Source organism: Phenylobacterium sp. RIFCSPHIGHO2_01_FULL_69_31 (assembly GCF_001824475.1).
Classification (GTDB): Bacteria; Pseudomonadota; Alphaproteobacteria; order Caulobacterales; family Caulobacteraceae; genus Phenylobacterium.
In genome coordinates this window covers 97,971-114,271 of the sequence record NZ_MHXN01000039.1, presented here as the reverse complement: position 1 = coordinate 114,271, position 16,301 = coordinate 97,971, and the positions used below count along the sequence as shown (strand labels likewise).

Annotated in this window: 13 protein-coding genes; 5 read left to right on the top strand and 8 right to left on the bottom strand. The window is 70.2% G+C overall.

Annotated elements, in window-relative coordinates:
- Position 1 precedes the first annotated feature (1 nt).
- The 4 genes from A2790_RS21020 to A2790_RS21005 are packed head-to-tail and all read right to left on the bottom strand — an operon-like array spanning position 2 to position 5,971.
- On the bottom strand, positions 2-3,208 hold the full coding sequence (locus A2790_RS21020; protein WP_293395989.1) for an error-prone DNA polymerase: 3,207 nt from the start codon (positions 3,206-3,208) through the stop codon (positions 2-4).
- On the bottom strand, positions 3,205-3,609 hold the full coding sequence (locus A2790_RS21015; protein WP_293395986.1) for a VOC family protein: 405 nt from the start codon (positions 3,607-3,609) through the stop codon (positions 3,205-3,207). The genes A2790_RS21020 and A2790_RS21015 overlap by 4 nt, the downstream gene beginning before the upstream one ends.
- Positions 3,610-3,618: 9 nt before the next feature.
- Positions 3,619-5,265, bottom strand: coding sequence for a DNA polymerase Y family protein (locus A2790_RS21010; RefSeq protein ID WP_293395983.1), 1,647 nt, complete (start codon positions 5,263-5,265; stop codon positions 3,619-3,621).
- Positions 5,180-5,971 carry a protein imuA gene (locus A2790_RS21005; RefSeq protein ID WP_293395980.1) on the bottom strand — a complete coding sequence of 264 codons (792 nt, stop codon included), beginning with the start codon at positions 5,969-5,971 and terminating at the stop codon, positions 5,180-5,182. Before A2790_RS21005 ends, A2790_RS21010 begins: the two co-directional genes overlap by 86 nt.
- A gap of 149 nt (positions 5,972-6,120) precedes the next feature.
- On the opposite strand from A2790_RS21005, the gene A2790_RS21000 reads away from it, so the two are divergent.
- Together A2790_RS21000 and A2790_RS20995 are read left to right on the top strand one after the other, a co-directional pair.
- Entirely contained in the window at positions 6,121-7,602 is a 1,482-nt protein-coding gene (locus A2790_RS21000) for a carboxylesterase family protein (RefSeq protein WP_293395977.1), read from the top strand.
- A 53-nt stretch (positions 7,603-7,655) separates the two neighbouring features.
- Positions 7,656-8,513, top strand: coding sequence for a Ku protein (locus tag A2790_RS20995; RefSeq protein ID WP_293395974.1), 858 nt, complete (start codon positions 7,656-7,658; stop codon positions 8,511-8,513).
- Between the two features lie 8 nt (positions 8,514-8,521).
- On the opposite strand, the gene A2790_RS20990 is transcribed toward A2790_RS20995, so the two are convergent.
- Positions 8,522-10,027: a carboxylesterase family protein gene (locus tag A2790_RS20990; RefSeq protein ID WP_293395971.1), complete on the bottom strand. Its 1,506-nt coding sequence runs from the start codon at positions 10,025-10,027 to the stop codon at positions 8,522-8,524.
- Between the two features lie 66 nt (positions 10,028-10,093).
- Positions 10,094-10,999, bottom strand: a complete 906-nt coding sequence (locus A2790_RS20985) for a LysR family transcriptional regulator (protein WP_293395968.1) — start codon at positions 10,997-10,999, stop codon at positions 10,094-10,096.
- 87 nt (positions 11,000-11,086) lie between these two features.
- Here A2790_RS20985 and A2790_RS20980 point away from each other — a divergent pair, with 87 nt between their 5' ends.
- The 3 genes from A2790_RS20980 to A2790_RS20970 all read left to right on the top strand — a co-directional run bounded on the left by A2790_RS20980 (position 11,087) and on the right by A2790_RS20970 (position 12,258).
- Positions 11,087-11,515 carry a nuclear transport factor 2 family protein gene (locus A2790_RS20980; protein WP_293395965.1) on the top strand — a complete coding sequence of 143 codons (429 nt, stop codon included), beginning with the start codon at positions 11,087-11,089 and terminating at the stop codon, positions 11,513-11,515.
- Between the two features lie 42 nt (positions 11,516-11,557).
- Positions 11,558-11,851, top strand: a complete 294-nt coding sequence (locus tag A2790_RS20975) for a DUF1330 domain-containing protein (RefSeq protein ID WP_293395962.1) — start codon at positions 11,558-11,560, stop codon at positions 11,849-11,851.
- A gap of 65 nt (positions 11,852-11,916) precedes the next feature.
- Positions 11,917-12,258, top strand: coding sequence for a hypothetical protein (locus A2790_RS20970; RefSeq protein WP_293395959.1), 342 nt, complete (start codon positions 11,917-11,919; stop codon positions 12,256-12,258).
- A gap of 4 nt (positions 12,259-12,262) precedes the next feature.
- Here A2790_RS20970 and ligD read toward each other — a convergent pair whose 3' ends face one another.
- The gene (gene ligD, locus A2790_RS20965; RefSeq protein ID WP_293395956.1) at positions 12,263-14,890 is read right to left on the bottom strand and encodes a DNA ligase D; all 2,628 of its coding nucleotides are present in this window, start codon (positions 14,888-14,890) and stop codon (positions 12,263-12,265) included.
- Positions 14,891-16,294, bottom strand: a complete 1,404-nt coding sequence (locus A2790_RS20960) for a trehalose-6-phosphate synthase (protein WP_293395953.1) — start codon at positions 16,292-16,294, stop codon at positions 14,891-14,893.
- Positions 16,295-16,301 lie beyond the last annotated feature (7 nt).

The window sequence follows — 16,301 nt, the reverse complement described above, 5'->3', positions numbered from 1 at the left end:
CTCAGTGAAAATCGCGGCTGCGGATCAGGCGTCCGGTGACCTTCGAGTGGGCGGCGATCTGGCCCTGGTCCTCGCGCAGCTCCGACAGGCGGCCGGACAGGTCGGTGAACCTTTCGGCCACCACGTGGATGACCTCGCCCTCCTTCTGCACCTGGCCGTGGACGATCAGGAAGGCCGAGGTCATCACCAGCCGCCGGTTCGCTTCGAAGGCGTCGCGCCAGACAACGATGTTGGCGATGCCGGTTTCGTCCTCCAGGGTCATGAACACCACGCCCTTGGCGGTGCCGGGCCGCTGGCGCACCAGCACCAGGCCGCCCACCGCCAGCCGCCGCCGGTCGCGGACGGTTTTCAGCGCCGAGCAGGGCACGACCTTCTGGCGGGCGAGCTCTTCGCGGAAGAAGCGGACGGGGTGGTCCTTCAGGGACAGGCTGGTGGTGCGGTAGTCCTCGGCCACGTGCTGGGGCTGGCTCATGAACGGCAGCTCCACCTGGGCCTCCTTCAGGCTCTGGCGCAGGAGCAGCGGCGCATGGGTCTCGGCCCCCCATTCGCCCGCCAGCCCCTTCACCGCCCACAGCGCCTCCCGCCGGGGGAAGCCCAGGCTGCGGAAGGCGTCGGCCTCGGCCAGCAGCTCCAGGGCGCGGCGCGAGAGGCGGGCCCGGCGGGCGAAGGCCTCGATGCTGTCGGCGCCGGCTTCGCGCGCCGCGACCAGGGCCTTGGCATCGTCCTCCTTGAAGCCCTTGATCTGCCGCAGGCCCAGGCGCACCGGCCGGAGCCGCTCGCGCGGGTCGTCCTTGGCCTCGATCGTGCAGTCCCAGTGACTGAACATCACGTCCGGGGGCCGCACCTCCACCCCGTGCTCGCGGGCGTCCCGCACCAGCTGGGCCGGCTGGTAGAAGCCCATCGGCTGGCTGTTCAGCAGCGAGGCCAGGAAGGCGTCGGGGTGATGCCGCTTCACCCAGGCTGAGGCGTAGACCAGGATCGCAAAGCTGATGGCGTGGCTCTCGGGAAAGCCATAGGAACCGAAGCCCTCGATCTGCTTGAAGCACCGCTCGGCGAACTCGCGGTCGTAGCCGCGGCGCGCCATCCCCTCGACAAACTTCAGCCCGTAGTTCCCCACCGTGCCCACATTACGGAAGGTGGCCATCGAACGGCGCAGACCGTCGGCGTCGTCGTCCGAGAACTCGGCTCCGACGATCGCCACCCGCATGGCCTGTTCCTGGAAGAGAGGCACGCCCAGGGTCTTGCCCAGGATCGCCTCCATCTCGTCCTGGGGATAATCGGGTCCTGGCCGCGGGTAGCTCACCGCCTCGCGGCCGTCCCGGCGCTTGAGATAGGGGTGGACCATGTCGCCCTGGATCGGCCCGGGGCGGACGATCGCCACCTCGATGACCAGGTCGTAGAACTTCCGCGGCTTCAGCCGCGGCAGCATCGACATCTGCGCGCGGCTTTCCACCTGGAACACGCCCACGGAATCGGCGTGGCACAGCATCTCGTAGACCTCGGGATCGCCTTGGGGGATGTGGGCGATGTCGGTGATCCGGCTTGCGTCCGGCCTCGGCGGCAGAAGGTCGAAGCTCTTCTTCAGGGCCGTCAGCATGCCCAGCGCCAGCACGTCGACCTTCATCAGCTTCAGGGCGTCGATGTCGTCCTTGTCCCACTCGATGAAGGTGCGGTCCTCCATGGCGGCGTTGCCGATGGGCACGGTCTCGTCCAGCCGCCGCTTGGTCAGGACGTAGCCGCCCACGTGCTGGGACAGGTGGCGCGGAAAGCCGAGGAGTTGCTGGGCCAGGGTGGTCGCCCGGCGGATTTCCGGCGCGGCGGGATCCAGTCCGGTCTGCCGGATGTGCTCGTCCGGGACGTCGTCGCCGTAGCTGCCCCAGACGGTGTTGGCCAGGGCCGCGGTGATGTCCTCGGTGAGGCCCAGGGCCTTGCCGACCTGGCGGATCGCCATGCGCGGGCGATAATGGATCACCGTGGCGACGATGGCGGCGCGGTGGCGGCCATAGCGGCGGTAGACGTACTGCATCACCTCCTCGCGCCGCGCGTGCTCGAAGTCGACGTCGATATCCGGCGGCTCGTCGCGGTTCTCGGAGATGAAGCGCGAGAACAGCAGATCCTGGTCCGGCTGGGTGGGGTCTACCGCCGTCACGCCCAGGCAGTAGCAGACGCAGGAATTGGCCGCCGAACCGCGCCCCTGGCACAGGATGTCCTGGCTGCGGGCCCACTGGACGATGTCGTGCACGGTGAGGAAGTAGTTGGGGTAGTCCAGCTTCTCGATCAGATCGAGCTCGTGGGCGACCAGCTTCCTGACCTTGTCCGGCACGCCTTTTGGATAGCGCCACTCGGCCCCGGCCCACGACAGGTCGCGCAGGTGCTGGATGGCGGTCTTGCCCGCCGGCACGGGTTCATCCGGGTATTCATACTGGAGCTGGCCCAGGTCGAAGCCGATGCGCTCGGCGATCTCGGCGCTGCGCTCCACCGCGCCCGGGAATCTGGCGAAGAGGCGCGCCATCTCGCTGGCGGGCTTCAGGTGGCGCTCGGCGTTGGCGGCCAGGCGCAGCCCCGCCTCGTGGATGGTGCAGGTCTCGCGGATGCAGGTCAGCACGTCCTGCAGGGGGCGCCGCTCCGGCCCGTGGTAGAGCACGTCGTTGGTGGCTGCCATCGGGATGGCCGACGCCTGGGCCAGGGCGTCCAGGCGCGCCAAGCGTTGCAGGTCGCGCGCGCCATAGCGCCGGGCGGCCGCCAGCCACACGTCCGGCAGCTCCCCGCGGATCCGCCGCAGGTCGCCCTCGAAGGCCTGGTCCAGGCGCTCGGGCGGGACCACCAGGACAAGCTGGCCCTCGGCGTGGAGCAACAGGTCTTCCCAGTGCAGTTCGCAGCCGCCCTTCTCGGCCCGGCGCTGGCCGGCGGTGAGCAGGGCGGTGAGGCGGCCGTACGCCTCCCGGTCCGAGGGATAGACCAGCAGGCTCGGCGTGCCGTCGGCGAAGTCGAGGCGGCAGCCGGTGAGGGCCCGGACCCTCGAGCCGCCCTTCTGCAGATCGCGCATCTGCCGCCAGGCGCGGACCACCCCCGCCAGGCTGTTGCGGTCGCAGATTCCCACGGCCTCCAGGCCCAGGGCGTCGGCCCCGGTGACCAGCTCCCACGGATGCGACGCGCCCCGAAGGAACGAGAAGTTGCTGGTGGCCTGGAGCTCGGCGTAGCGGGTCATGTGAGGTCGGTGATGGGGTTCCAGGCCACCTCCCAGAGGTTGCCCTCGGGATCGGCGAAGTAGCCGGAGTAGCCGCCCCAGAAGACGTCGACGGGCTGTTTGACGGCGGTGGCGCCTGCGGCCAGCGCCTCGGCGAAGACCTGGTCGACCGCCGCCTTGGAGGGGGCGTTGTGCGCCAGCACCACGCCGGCGAAGCCGGAGCCTTCGACCGGGACGGTGGCGTCCTCCGCCAGGGCCTGCCGCGGGAAGAGGCCCAGCCAGGTTCCCTCCATCCGGAACATCACCATGTCGTCGCCGGGGCTGTAGTTGTGCAGGGGCAGTCCTAGGCCATCCCGGTAAAAGGCGATCATCCGGTCGAGGTCGCGGGCGCCGAGGGTGATCAGGCTGATCTTGGGTTTCATCGAAAGCTCCTATCCGAACAGGCCGTGCAGCCACCATTTGGGGGCGTCCCCGCCGCCGTAGAGACCGGCGCGGAACAGCCAGAAACGGCCGCCCTCGGCGTCCTCCACGCGGTAGTAGTCGCGGACGTGGGTGATCGAGGCGTCGGCGATGTCGCCCTTCCACCATTCCTCGCCGATGCGCTCGGGCCCCTCGGCGCGCTGGACCCGGTGCAGGCGGCCGCGCCAGCGGAACTGGATCGGCGGGTCGTCGGGCAACAGCGCCACCACCTGCTCCAGGGGCTCGGGGCGGCGGAACAGGCGGACCGGGCGCGGCGCCTCGCGGTTCCAGGGCTGGGCCTGCGGCGGCGGCGCCCCCAGGGCCGGGGTTCGGGTCGCGGACAGCTCGGGGACGTGGCTTTCGAACGGCGCGGCGCGCCACACGGCGCAAGGGCCCAGGCGGTTGGCGAGCCGGTCCACCAGCGGAGCCAGGCCGTCCTCCACCGCCGCCTCCAGGCCCGCCTCGATCCGCACCTGCCGCCCGCCCACGGGTTCGACGGCATAGGCGGCGATGGTCACGCTCTCGACGCCGAAGCCGGGGTCGACCGTCTCCAGCTTGGGCTGCAGGAGGCGGGCGATGCGGCGGGCATCGCGGCCGGGCAGGGAGAGGCCGACGGCGATCGCCGGCGCCTTGCCGTCCACCCGGTGGAAGGCGACCTCGAAGCGCCGGCCGCCCTGGCTCTCCGCCTCCAGCCGGGCGCAGAGCTTGGCGGTGACGTCCTCAGTCACCCGGGCCATGTCCTCGGGCGCGCTGATCGGCTCGAAGAAGGCCAGCCGATCGACCCAGGGCGTGGCCGGGCGGCGGAAAGCCAGCGCCTCGGCCGTGCGGCCCAAGGCCTGGTCCAGCCGGTCCAGGGTCGCCGCCCCGAAGCGGCGGCCCAGCGGCGCGCGGGGGATCTCCATGAGCTGGCCCAGCCGGCGCAGGCCCAGCCGCTCGATCTGGGCGGCCGCCTCGGGATCGAGGCGCAGGGCGGCTGGCGGTAGGTGCGCCAGAAGCTCGCCCTGGCCGTTCGGCGGCGCGATGGTTCCGTCGCGGCCGTGATGCGCCAGGGCCCAGGCCGCGCCGGGCGTGTCGGCGATGGCCAGGCGGAAGGGCAGGCCGTTGGCGGCCAGGCGCGCCCGGAAATCGGCCAGCAGTTCGCCTTCCCCGCCCCACAGGTGGGCCACGCCGGAGATGTCCAGGAACAACCCGTCCGGCCGGTCGGCGGCCACCGCGGGCGAGAAGCGCACGCACCAGTCCACAAGCGCGGTCAGGGCCTGGGCGTCCGCCTCCGGCTCGGCCTCGGCGGTGATGAGGCCGGGGACCAGGGCCATGGCGTCGGTGGCCTTCTGACCGACGTGCAACCCAAGCTTGGCGGCCTCGTCGCTGACGGCGGCGAGCCGGCGGACCTGACGGACGGTCTCGATGAGGGCGAGGGGGGCGTCAGGCCGGCAGCTCGGAGCCTGGGGCCTTGCGCCCCCTCCGTCTCGCCGCGTGCCGCGCCGAGCCACCTCCCCCGTCGTCTTCACGACAGGGGAGGAGCTTTCGGGGGCGCTAGGCCGCTCGGCGTTCGCGGGGTTGCGCCGGCGCCAGTTCGCGATCGCCCAGGTCGGCGACCAGGCGCAGAGGATGCGCGACATCGCCTGCCTCCCAGGAATAGGCCGCGGAGGCCTCGAGGATCCATTCGCCGGTTCGTCCGCCCCGGCAGCGTTCGAGCGCCACGCGCAACCGCGGCGCACCCAGGCCGAATTCTCCGGCCGGGGGTTCGGAGGGGGCGGACGCCACGCGCCATCGGGTTCCGGCCACCGAGCCGGCCGCCTCGGTCCTGGCCTTTCCTCCGAACGGCCGGCGCTTGATCACGAAGCCCGTGGCGCCCCGCTTCTCGCAGGCCAGCTGCAGCCGCCGGCCCGCAGTCAGGTCCACCGCCTCCACCTCTGCGAAGACGGCGGAAACGCCCACGGTGGCCAGGGCGTCCTCCATCACCGCCAGGGCCTCGGCCTCGTCGCGGACGCAGACCTGGATCAGCCGCTCGGGCGGGAAGCCCAAGCCGGCCAGGCCCGGCGCCCAGAGGTCGTCACGGCGCAGCACCCACACCGCCTCGCCCGTCCGGGCCAGAGGTGTGGCGGCCAGGGCCGCGAAGGCGGCCGGCGCGGCTGAGGTCTCGGCCTCCAGCCCCGCGCCGACAATCTCGTGCCAGCGCCCCAGCGCCAGTCCGCCGCCCGGCAGGCAGCCGTCCAGCCTGGCGTCGCCGAAGGGCAGCACACCGGCCTTGGCGCGTCCGCCGCTCTCGATGGCGGCGATCTTCGCGGCCAGGGCGGCGATCCGCGTGGCGCGAAAATCGGACATCGCTTTGGGACTCCTTTTGTTCCATCTTTGTTCTGGAACTGCAGAACGAAGGAGTCAAGCCGGGGTTGCCGCCGAATTCAGGCCGGGCGGCGGTTGCCCCGTGCTCCAAAACCCGGGCAAAGTCCCCCGCGGAAGCGGGAGGCATGAGGATGCGTTGGGCGGCAATCTTGGCGGCGGCATGGTTTGCGGCCGGCGCGGCCCAGGCGCAGACGCTCGTGAAGGCCAAGGTCGACGGCGGCGTCCTCGTCGGCGAGGCGACCGACAAGGCCCACGTCTTCCGCAACATCCCCTTCGCCGCCCCGCCCGTCGGCAAGCTGCGCTGGGCGCCGCCGCAGCCTGCCGCCAAATGGACGGGCGAGCGTGACGCCACGAAGAACGGCCCTTCCTGCCCCCAGCCGATGAACGCCAACGGCTCTCCGAACACCGGCGGCGCCAACGGGCCGGTGAGCGAGGACTGCCTGCAGCTCAACGTCTTCGCGCCGAAGGGCGCCAAGGCCGCGCCGGTCATGGTCTGGATCCACGGCGGCAGCCACCGGACGGGCGCAGGCTGGGTCTATGACGGCTCGAACTTCGCCCGTGACGGGATCGTGCTGGTCTCGATCAACTACCGCCTGGGCGCGCTGGGCTACTTCGCCCATCCGGCGCTGACCAAGGACGACGGCGCCGCCCCGACGGGCAACTTCGGCCTGATGGACCAGATCGCGGCCCTCCAGTGGGTGAAGCGCAACGCCCCAGCCTTCGGCGGCGACCCCAACAACGTCACCGTCTTCGGCGAGTCGGCCGGCGGCATGAGCACCCTGGCGCTGCTGGCTACACCCAAGGCCCGGGGGCTGTACCGGAAGGCGATCGTACAGTCCGGGGGCGGCTGGTTCCCGCCCGTCGCCCTGGCCGCCAAGGAACAGGCAGGCGCGGCCGCCCTCGACGCCACCACGGCGGAGGCGCTGCGCGCGGTCCCCGTCGAGACGCTGGTCGCCATCGGCGGGACCTACGGCCCCTTCGTCGACGGCAAATTGATGACTGAGACGCCATCCCAGGCCCTGGCGCGCAGGACCTTCGACGACGTGCCCCTCATCATCGGGTCCAACTCCGGCGAAGATTCCCTGATGGGTCCGGGTCCGCCCACGGCCGCCCAGTTGGCGATGATCCCCGCCGCCGCCCGCGTGGTCTACAAGGACGAAGCGGCCCAGGGCGACGAGACGCTGGCCCGCGCCGTCTTCACCGACCGGTTCATGGGCGGGCCCGCCCGGTGGGTCGCCGAGCAGGCCTCCGGCGGCAAGCCGGCCTGGCTCTATCACTTCTCCTATGTCGGCTCGCGGTTCCGGCCGGCGGTGAAGACCGCCGCGCACGCCGCGGAGATCCAGTACGTCTTCGAATACTGGGGCCGCCGCACGCCGATGAGCCTGGTGAGCGAGGACGACAAGGCCATGGCCAGCCTCATGCACGCCTGCTGGGTGAGCTTCGCCAAGTCCTCCGCGCCCACGTGCGGCGCCGAGGCCTGGCCGGCCTACGATCCCAAGGCTGACCGGCTGATGGAGTTCGGCGCCCCGAGCGGCGTCCGCAGCCACTTCCGCAAGCCCCAGCTCGACCTCCAGCAGGCGGCGGCCCTGCCCACTCTGGCCCTGCCGAAATAGCTGCGAACTGACTCGGCCGTAGGCGCGTTGACTCCGGCGATCCGGAGATTCCCATGGCCACTCGTCCGACCTGGCAGGGCTACCTGCGCCTCAGCCTCGTGAGCTGCCCCGTCGCGCTCTACACCGCCACCCAGCGGACCAGCGACGTCAGCTTCAACATGCTGCACAAGCAGACCAACAACCGGATCCGCATGATCCCCACCGACCCCGAAACGGGGCCGGTCGACCGCTCCGACATCGTCAAGGGCTACGAGGTCGAGAAGGGCCACTACGTCGTGGTCACGGACGAGGAGATCAAGAACGTCCGGCTGGAGACCACCCGCACCCTCGACATCGAGCGGTTCGTGGACGAGGACGACATCGACCGCCTCTACTGGAACGATCCCTATTTCCTGACCCCCGACGGGGACATGGCCGTCGAGGCGTTCACCGTTATCCGGCAGGCCATGGAAAAGGCGGGCAAGGTCGCCCTGGGCCGGCTGGTCATGCACCAGCGCGAGCGGCTCATGGCGCTGGAGCCGCGCGGCAAGGGCATACTCGCCTATTCCCTCAGGTCGAACCGCGAGGTGAGGGACGCCAGCGATGTCTTCGACCGCATCCCGGCCCACAAGGCGCCGGCCGCCATGGTAGAGATCGCCGCGAAGATCATCGACCAGCAGTCCGGTCCCTTCGATCCCTCGAAGTTCAACGATCGCTACGAGGACGCGCTCCGGGCCCTGATCAAGGAAAAGCAGAAGGGCCACGGCATAAAGAAGGTCGAGGAGCCCAAGGAGGCCGAGGTCATCGACCTGATGGAAGCCCTCAAGCGCAGCCTGGGCGGTGGCGAACGGCGCAAGACGCCCGCCCGCAAGGCCGCGACGCCTGCAAAGAAGCCCGCCGCCCGCAAGGCGCCCGCCAAGAAGCGGGCCTAAAACGCCCGCTACTTCGGCTGGCCGGCTTCCACCACGTCGCGCCAATCCTTCAGGAACCGCTCGCGCACGCTGACGGCGCCCTGCCCGAACTCGACCTGCGCCTCGTTCGCGCCGAACCGCGGCCAGGGGACGCCGCCGGCTGTCCCAGGCTCGCCGGTCCGGGCGAAGTTCACCCAGTAGCCGTGGATCGCATCGGACAGGGCCTTATCGTCCGCTGTGAACTTGGCCGGCGCGGTGGGCGCGCCGAAGACGTAGCGGATCTCGTCGGTGTGGCCCGCGCCATAGGGTTTGCGCGCCCCGGCGTCGGCGGGCACGTGGCTGAAGTAGTAGAGGAAGGCGGGGTGGCCCGCCTTCGTGTGCAGTCGGGCGGCATGGCGGTCCGGCTCGGTGATCATCTGGACGGTCACCACGTCGTTGACGATGCGGGCCTTGTCGCCCGAGTTCGCCGGATCGAAGGTCTTGAGGATCGCGGCCTTCTGGAGCTCCGGGATGGCGTCGAGCTGAGCCGGCTGGGGCCGGACCAGGCTGGCCTCGTTCGAATTGCCGCCCAGCATCAGCGGGATCTTTGCCTGCCGGCCCGCCGCGAAGCCCTGGGCGATGCCCGTGGTGATGTACCGGCCGTCCAGGATCGGACCCGCCCGGCCGATGAACCCGCCCGTATAGGGCATGGCGCTGAGCGGCAGCTTGCGCAGGGCCGCCGCCGCCGCAGCGTCTTCGCCCTGGACACCCGCCGCCTGGGCGGCCTTCAGCCCCGCCGCCTCGGCGGTCTTCAGCGGCGTGGGCTGGTGCCGCGCGAAGCTGGACTGGCCGATCGCCTTGGCGAACAGCCCTTTCGCGTCCGGCGCCAGCATCAGGTATAGCACCGAGATGCCCCCGGCGCTCTCGCCGTAGATGGTGACGTTCTTCGGGTCGCCGCCGAACCGGGCGATGTTGGCCTGGACCCACTTCAGGGCCGCGACCTGGTCCATCAGGCCGTAGTTGCCGGTGGGACCTTCGGCCGTCAGGGCCGGATGTGCGAACCAGCCGGCGCGGCCCAGCCGGTAGTTCAGGCTGACGTGGACGATCCCGTCCTTGGCGAAGTTCGTTCCCTCGGTATCGCCACCGAAGGCGCCCATGCTGGTCCCGATGACGAAGGCGCCGCCATGGATCCAGACCATGACCGGCAGCTTCTGGCCGGGTTTGGCGTTCGCCGGTCGCACCACATTGAGGGTCAGGCAGTCCTCGACGTCCTGGCAGCGCGGGCCGGCGCGGCTGGCGTCGCGCTCGCCGGCCCAGGCGGGGGCGGCCGCCGGCGGTTTCCAGCGCAGATCGCCGACCGGCGGCGCGGCGTAGGGAATGCCCAGGGTGTAGGCGACCCCGTCCTTCACCGTCCCCTTCAGCGCGCCTTGCTTGATCCGGACCACCTGGTTCACGTCCGAGGCGAAGGCGTCGGCGGGCGCCTGGGCCTGGGCCGCGAGGGGCGCAGCGGCGAGGCCGAGCGCCAGGGCGCTGGCGGTGAGCAGACGGACGATCATGGCTTCCCCCGATTTTTCGAATTTCCGGTCTGATTAGCGCCGGGCTGTTGCGCGAATGTGTCGGGCCTAGGCCTGGCCGCGACCGATCTCCAGCACCAGGCTGCGGATCCAGATCGAGGCCGGGTCGGCGTTCAGCCGCGCCGGATGGAGCAGATCCTGCTCGTCGTGGCCGGTGTCGAGTGGCGGCTCCACCCGGCGAAGGCCCATGTCACGGCCCGCGGCGGCAATCAGGCGCGAAGGGACGAACGCCACAAGATCTGTCCGGGCGGCCGCCTCCAGCGCCTGGAGATAGGTGGGGGTCGTCAGCACCACGTCGCGCTTGAGCCCGAGGCCGGTAAGCCAGGCGTCGATCGGGTCGATCGTTTCGCCGCGGGAGACCACCGCGACGTGGCGCGCCGCCAGGAACCCCTCGATCGTGGATAGACGCCGGGCCCCGGCGCGGCCGTTGCGGACCGCCAGGACGTCGGAATCTACATAGAGCCGCTGGCGGTGGAAGCCGGGAAAGTCGTGGGCCTGGTAACCCACGATGAAGTCCAGCGCCCGGGCGAAGTCGGGCGTCATCATCCCGGGCGCGCGGAAGGGCGCCAGCTTGAGGCGCACATGGGGCGCCTCGGCCTCCAGCCGATGCACCAGGCCCGGCAGCAGGATGCTGGTGCAGACATCGGGGATCATCGCGGTGAACTGGCGCCGGCTCGTGGCCGGGTCGAACCCCTCTTCGGCGAACAGGCTCTGGACCTGCGCCAGCGCCGCCGCCAGTGGCTCGCGCAGGGCCTCGGCCCTCGGCGTCAGTTCCATCCGCGCCCCAGCGCGGACCAGCAGAGGATCGCCCATCACCTCCCGCAGGCGCCGCAAGGCATGACTGGTCGCCGGTTGCGACAGGCCGATCCGATCGGCGGCGCGGCTCACGCTGACCTCCCGCAGGAGCGCGTCCAGTGCGACCAGCAGGTTCAGGTCGAGAGCCGATAAATTCACAGTAGGAATATATCGCCTTCCAACTATCGATTGGAAGCATGTAGCGCGGCCGAACCATTGTGGCGGCGGATAGTCAAGGAGACCGCCATGAGCGCCGCCGAGAACAAGAGACTGATGCAGACCGCCTTCGAGGCCCTGGGCCGGGGGGACAGCCGCCCCTATCTCGACCTGCTGGACGACGACTTCACCTTCACAATCACCGGCCAGACGCCGTGGTCGCGGACCATTGCCGGAAAGGCGGCGGTTAGGCGCGAGCTGTTCGGCCCGCTCTTCGCCCAGTTCGCGGACCAGTATACGGCCCAGCTGGTCAATCTGATCGCCGAGGGGGACACGGTGGTCGTCGAACACCGGGGCTGCGTCACCACCAAGGGCGGCAAGCTCTACAACAACGAGTACTGCTTGGTGTGCCGGCTGGAGAACGGCAAGCTGAAGTCGGTGAAGGAATACGCCGACTCCCTGCTCGTCGATCGCGTCTTGGACCCGCCGCCCTGGGCTCAGGCGGAGGGCTCGGCGTGAGCCGCTTGCGGCTCGGTCGCCGGCGCCGCTAGCTTCGGGCGCATGGCCGCCTATGTCGTCAACGAGATCGTCGTCACCGAACCTGTGCGGTTCCAGACCTATGCCGACCAGGTGCCGGCGATCCTGGCGAAATACGGCGGCCAGTATGTGATCCGCGGCGGCGCCCCCAAGCGGGTGGATGGGGCGCCGCCCCCGGACAAGCTTGTGGTGCTCCGGTTCGAGAATCGGGAGGCGGCGCGCGCCTGGCGCAATTCGCCCGAGTACCTGGCCATCCTGCCGATCCGCGAGGCCACCTCCACCAGCCGCGTCTACATCGTCGACGGCTACGACGGCTGAGGGCGGCGGGAACCTTGGCCGCCCGGCCGGGTTCGCTCTCCCGGGATGCTGCGGAGAGACGAACCTTGCGACGCTTCCTGACCCTCGCGGCCGTGGGCCTGATCGCCGCCGGCTGCGCCACCTCGCCCCGCCAGACCGTGAAGTCGCTCAACAAGCGCGACCCCGAGTACGCCACCCGCGACTGCCGCCAGGCGCGCCGGGCGGTCGCCGCCTTCGACGACAACAAGGAGGGGCGGACCGTGATCGCCATCGCCGGCAACCTTGTGGTCCCCTTCGCCGGCAGCGCCGCGGCCTTGGCCATGAGCAAGATGAAGGACGACGAGCGGGAAGCTCTCAACGCGCGCGTCCGCAGGGCCTGCGTCTCGGATCCCCTGGGGAAGAAGCGTTCGCGCGTCGCCAGCCGGTAGCGGCTCAGCCTTTCTTCAGCTTCCGGATCGCGTCGACGAGCGGCCGCTCGGCGTCGCAATAGTCGGACCAGGCCTTGGTCTTCTTCAAGGCGGCGGGGGCCGTGCGGATGGTCCAGGCCTTGGGGTCCAGCCCCGACTTCACCTGGGTCCAGTTCAGGGGAAAGCTCACCGGAGCCAGCGGCCGCGCCCGGGGTGAGAGCGGCGCCACCGCCGTCGACATGCGGTCGTTGCGCAGATAGTCGAGGAAGATCCGGCCCACGCGCTTGGCCTTGGCCATATTGACCACATAGCGGTCGGGGGCGTCGGCGGCGATCGCGAGGCAGACGTCCTGGGCGAACGCCTTGGCCGTCTTCCAGTCGGTCTTGCCCTTCCCGTCCTTCAGCGGCGTGACCACGTGCAGGCCCTTGCCGCCCGTGGTCTTGCAGAAGGACTCGAGGCCGAGGGCGTCCAGCCGCGCCTTCACCTCCCGGGCCGCCTCGATCACCCGCTCGAAGGGGATGCCCTCGTCGGGATCGAGGTCGAAGACCAGCCGGCCGGGGACTTCGGGCTGGTTGGGCTGGCAGTTCCAGGGATGGAACTCGACCGCGGAGATTTGAGCCAAGGCGGCCAGCGCCTCGATCCGGTCCACCTGCAGATAGGGCTGGTGATCGCCGAAGACCTTCACCTCGGTCAGCAGCGCCGATGCGCCCTTGCCCAGGTGGCGTTGGAAGAACCGCTCGCCGCCGATTCCGTCGGGCGTGCGGATGATGGAGCAGGGACGGCCCTTGATGTGCTGCATCATCCAGGGGCCGACCGCCTCCAGGTACTGGGCCAGCTCCAGTTTGGTGATGGGCTGGCCTTGGCCGTCGTCTGGCCACAGGGCCTTGTCCGGGCTGGACAGGGTGACGCCCATCACGACGGGCGGCCCCGCCTTGCTCCCCCGGGCCGCGGCGGCGCCCTTGGCGGCGGGCTTCAGCCTGGCAAGTTCGGCCTTGTCCACGGGCTCCGGCGTCTCCGCCTCCACCTCGCGCGCCGGCTTGTCTTCCCGCAAGCCCTTGAACGCGCCCTGGCGCACCATGCCCGACCCGGTGAAGCCTGCGAACTCGATTTCCGCCACCAGCTCCGGACGGGCCCAGTGGACGTTGGCCTCCTTGCGCGGCGCGCCGGGCCCGGAGAACGGGCTCTTGTCCGCCTCAACCTTCTCGAGCCGGGGCAGCACGCGGCCCACCTTGTCACGGCCGAAGCCCGTGCCCACCCGGCCGACGTAGACGAGCTTGTCGCCGCGATTTACGCCCACCAGCAGCGAGCGAAGCTGGCCCCGCTCGCCCGTCCAGCCGCCGATCACCACCTCATGGCCTGCCCGGCATTTGGACTTCAGCCACACCTCGCCGCGGTCCGAGCGGTAGGGCGCGTCGAGGCGCTTGGAGACGATGCCTTCCAGCGACATCCGGCAGGCGGACTGCAGGACGGCGTCGCCTGCTGTCTCGAAGTGGTCGACGTAGCGGATCCGCCGCTCCAACGCCTTGCCGGCGGCCTTGATCACGGCTCCCAGCTGCGCCTTGCGCTCGTTCAGTGGAAGCTCGCGGAGGTCTTCGCCGGCGAGGAACAGGGCGTCGAAGGCGAAGAAGACCAGGTCGTCCGTCTTTCCGTCGGACAGCGCAGCCTGCAGGGCGGGAAAGTCGGGTGAGCCCTGGGCGTCAAGGGCGCAGGCCTCGCCATCGTAGAGGCCGTCGGGCAGGGCGGCGGCGTCCCGGGCGATGGCGCGGAACTTCTCGGTCCAGTCGAGGCCCTTGCGGGTCTTCAGCGTCGCCTTGCCCTTCTCCACACGCAACTGCAGGCGATAGCCATCGAACTTGATCTCGTGCCCCCAGCCGGAACCCGGCGGCGGGCGGTCCACGGACTTTGCCAGTTGCGGCGGCACGAAGCCCGGCAGCGCGGCGGCCCTCAGCTTCGGCGCCGGCGCCGCCTTGAGCGGGGCGGAGGGCTTGTCCTGGGCCTCGGCGCGGTTGGATTGCCAGACGTCGTTGGCCGTCGTCCGCCCCTTGCCCGTCATGAACCGGCTGGGCGCCTTGCCCTTGCCGGCGGCGATGTCCTCCATGGCGCGCCCCGAGGCGATGGAGGTGGTTTCCTCATCGACCAGAGCGCCGCCGTCCGCCTCCACCGACCAGCCGTCGTGGTGCTTGATCAGCAGCCAGTTGTCGCGCTTCTCGCCGGCGCGCCGCTTCATGCGCACCAGGACCCAGGAGCCCTTCAGCCGCTCGCCGTCCAGCGTGAACTTCAGGTCACCGCTCTTGAGCATCGCCTTGGGATCGCCCTCGGGCTCCCAATAACCGCGGTCCCACAACATGACCGTGCCGCCGCCGTACTGGCCCTTGGGGATGGTCCCCTCGAAATCCCCGTAGTCGAGCGGATGGTCCTCGGTCTGCACCGCCAGGCGCCGGTCGGCCGGATCCAGCGACGGGCCCCGGGTGACCGCCCAGGAGAGAAACACCCCGTCCAGCTCCAGGCGGAAGTCGTAGTGCAGGCGGGTCGCGGCGTGCTTTTGGATGACGAAGCGGAGGCGCTTCGACGCCTTCGTCTTCTCGGCGCTGTCGGGTTCGGCGGTCTGCGAGAAGTCCCGCATCGCGCGATAGCGGGCGAGCTTGTCCGGCATTCAGATCACCAGCGCGGGCCGCGCCTTGGCCGGGTTGCCGATCAGCGCCTCGACGAAGGCGTCCCGCCAGGCGGCGACGTCCTCCCGCTCCACGGACTCGAACAGGCTCGTCCACCGCCGGATCCGCTCTGGCCGCTCCATGGCCAGCGCGCGCTTCAGGGCGTCGGCGACTTCCTCCGGGCTGTTGGGGTTGACCAGAAGCGCATCGGGCATCTGTCGCGCAGCGCCGGCAAACCGCGACAGGATCAGGACCCCAGGGTCTTCCGGGTTCTGTGCTGCCACATACTCCTTGGCCACCAAGTTCATCCCATCGCGCAGCGGCGTGACCAGACCCACCCGGGCGGCGCCGTAGATGCCGGCTAGCTCATCGCGACGGTAGTTGCGGTTCACCCACCGCAGCGGCGCCCAGTCCACATCGGCGAATTCGCCGTTGATGCGGCCCGACAGCCCGTCGAGGCGGCCCCGGATCTCCTGATAGGCCTCGACCGCCTCGCGGCTCACCGGGGCGATCTGCAGCATCAGCACCTCGCGGCGCAGGTCCGGATTGCGCTGCAGGAACTGCTCGAAGCCCAGGAAGCGTTCTTCCAGCCCCTTCGAATAGTCCAGCCGGTCGACGCCCACGATCAGGTGGCGGAAGACGGTGCAGGCGGTCATCAGGTCGCGCATCCGGCGGGCGCGCGCGCTCTTCTTCATCCGGGCGAAGTCTTCGGCGTCGATGCCGATCGGGAACGCGCCGACCTCCAGGACGCGGCCGAACCCCTTCACGCAACCTGGGCGCAGGATCGAGCCGTCGGCCTCGGAGAGCACATATTCCTCGAACGCCTGCTGGTACTCGGCCGTCTGGAAGCCCACGAGATCGTAGTCGAACATCGCTTCCACCAGCTGGCGGTGGCGCGGCAGGTTGATCATCACCTGGTGGGCCGGCCAGGGGATGTGCAGGAAGAAGCCGATCCGGTTCTTGATCCCCAGGGCCCGCAGCTCCTTGGCCAGGGGGATCAGGTGGTAGTCGTGGACCCAGATGATGTCGTCGGGCTCGATCAGCGGCGCGAGGGTCCTGGCGAACCGTTCGTTGACGCGGGTGTAGCCCTTGTCGAAGGCCCGATCGAAGGCTGCTAGGTCGTTTCGATAGTGGAACAGCGGCCAGAGGGTCTTGTTGGCGTAGCCGTTATAGTACTCGTCGAGGTCAACCTCTTCGAGGTCCACGGTCGCGGCCGTCACGCCGCCGACCGTCTCGATATTCAGCCCGCCGGTGAAGGTGTCGGTGGTCTTTCCCGACCAGCCGAACCAGATGCCGGAATACTCCTTCAGCGCGGCGGCGAGCGCCATAGCCAAGCCGCCCACGCTCTCTTCGCCATCGCCGGACGGGAGGTTCACCCGGTTGGACACCACGATTAGCCGGCTCATACCCGGC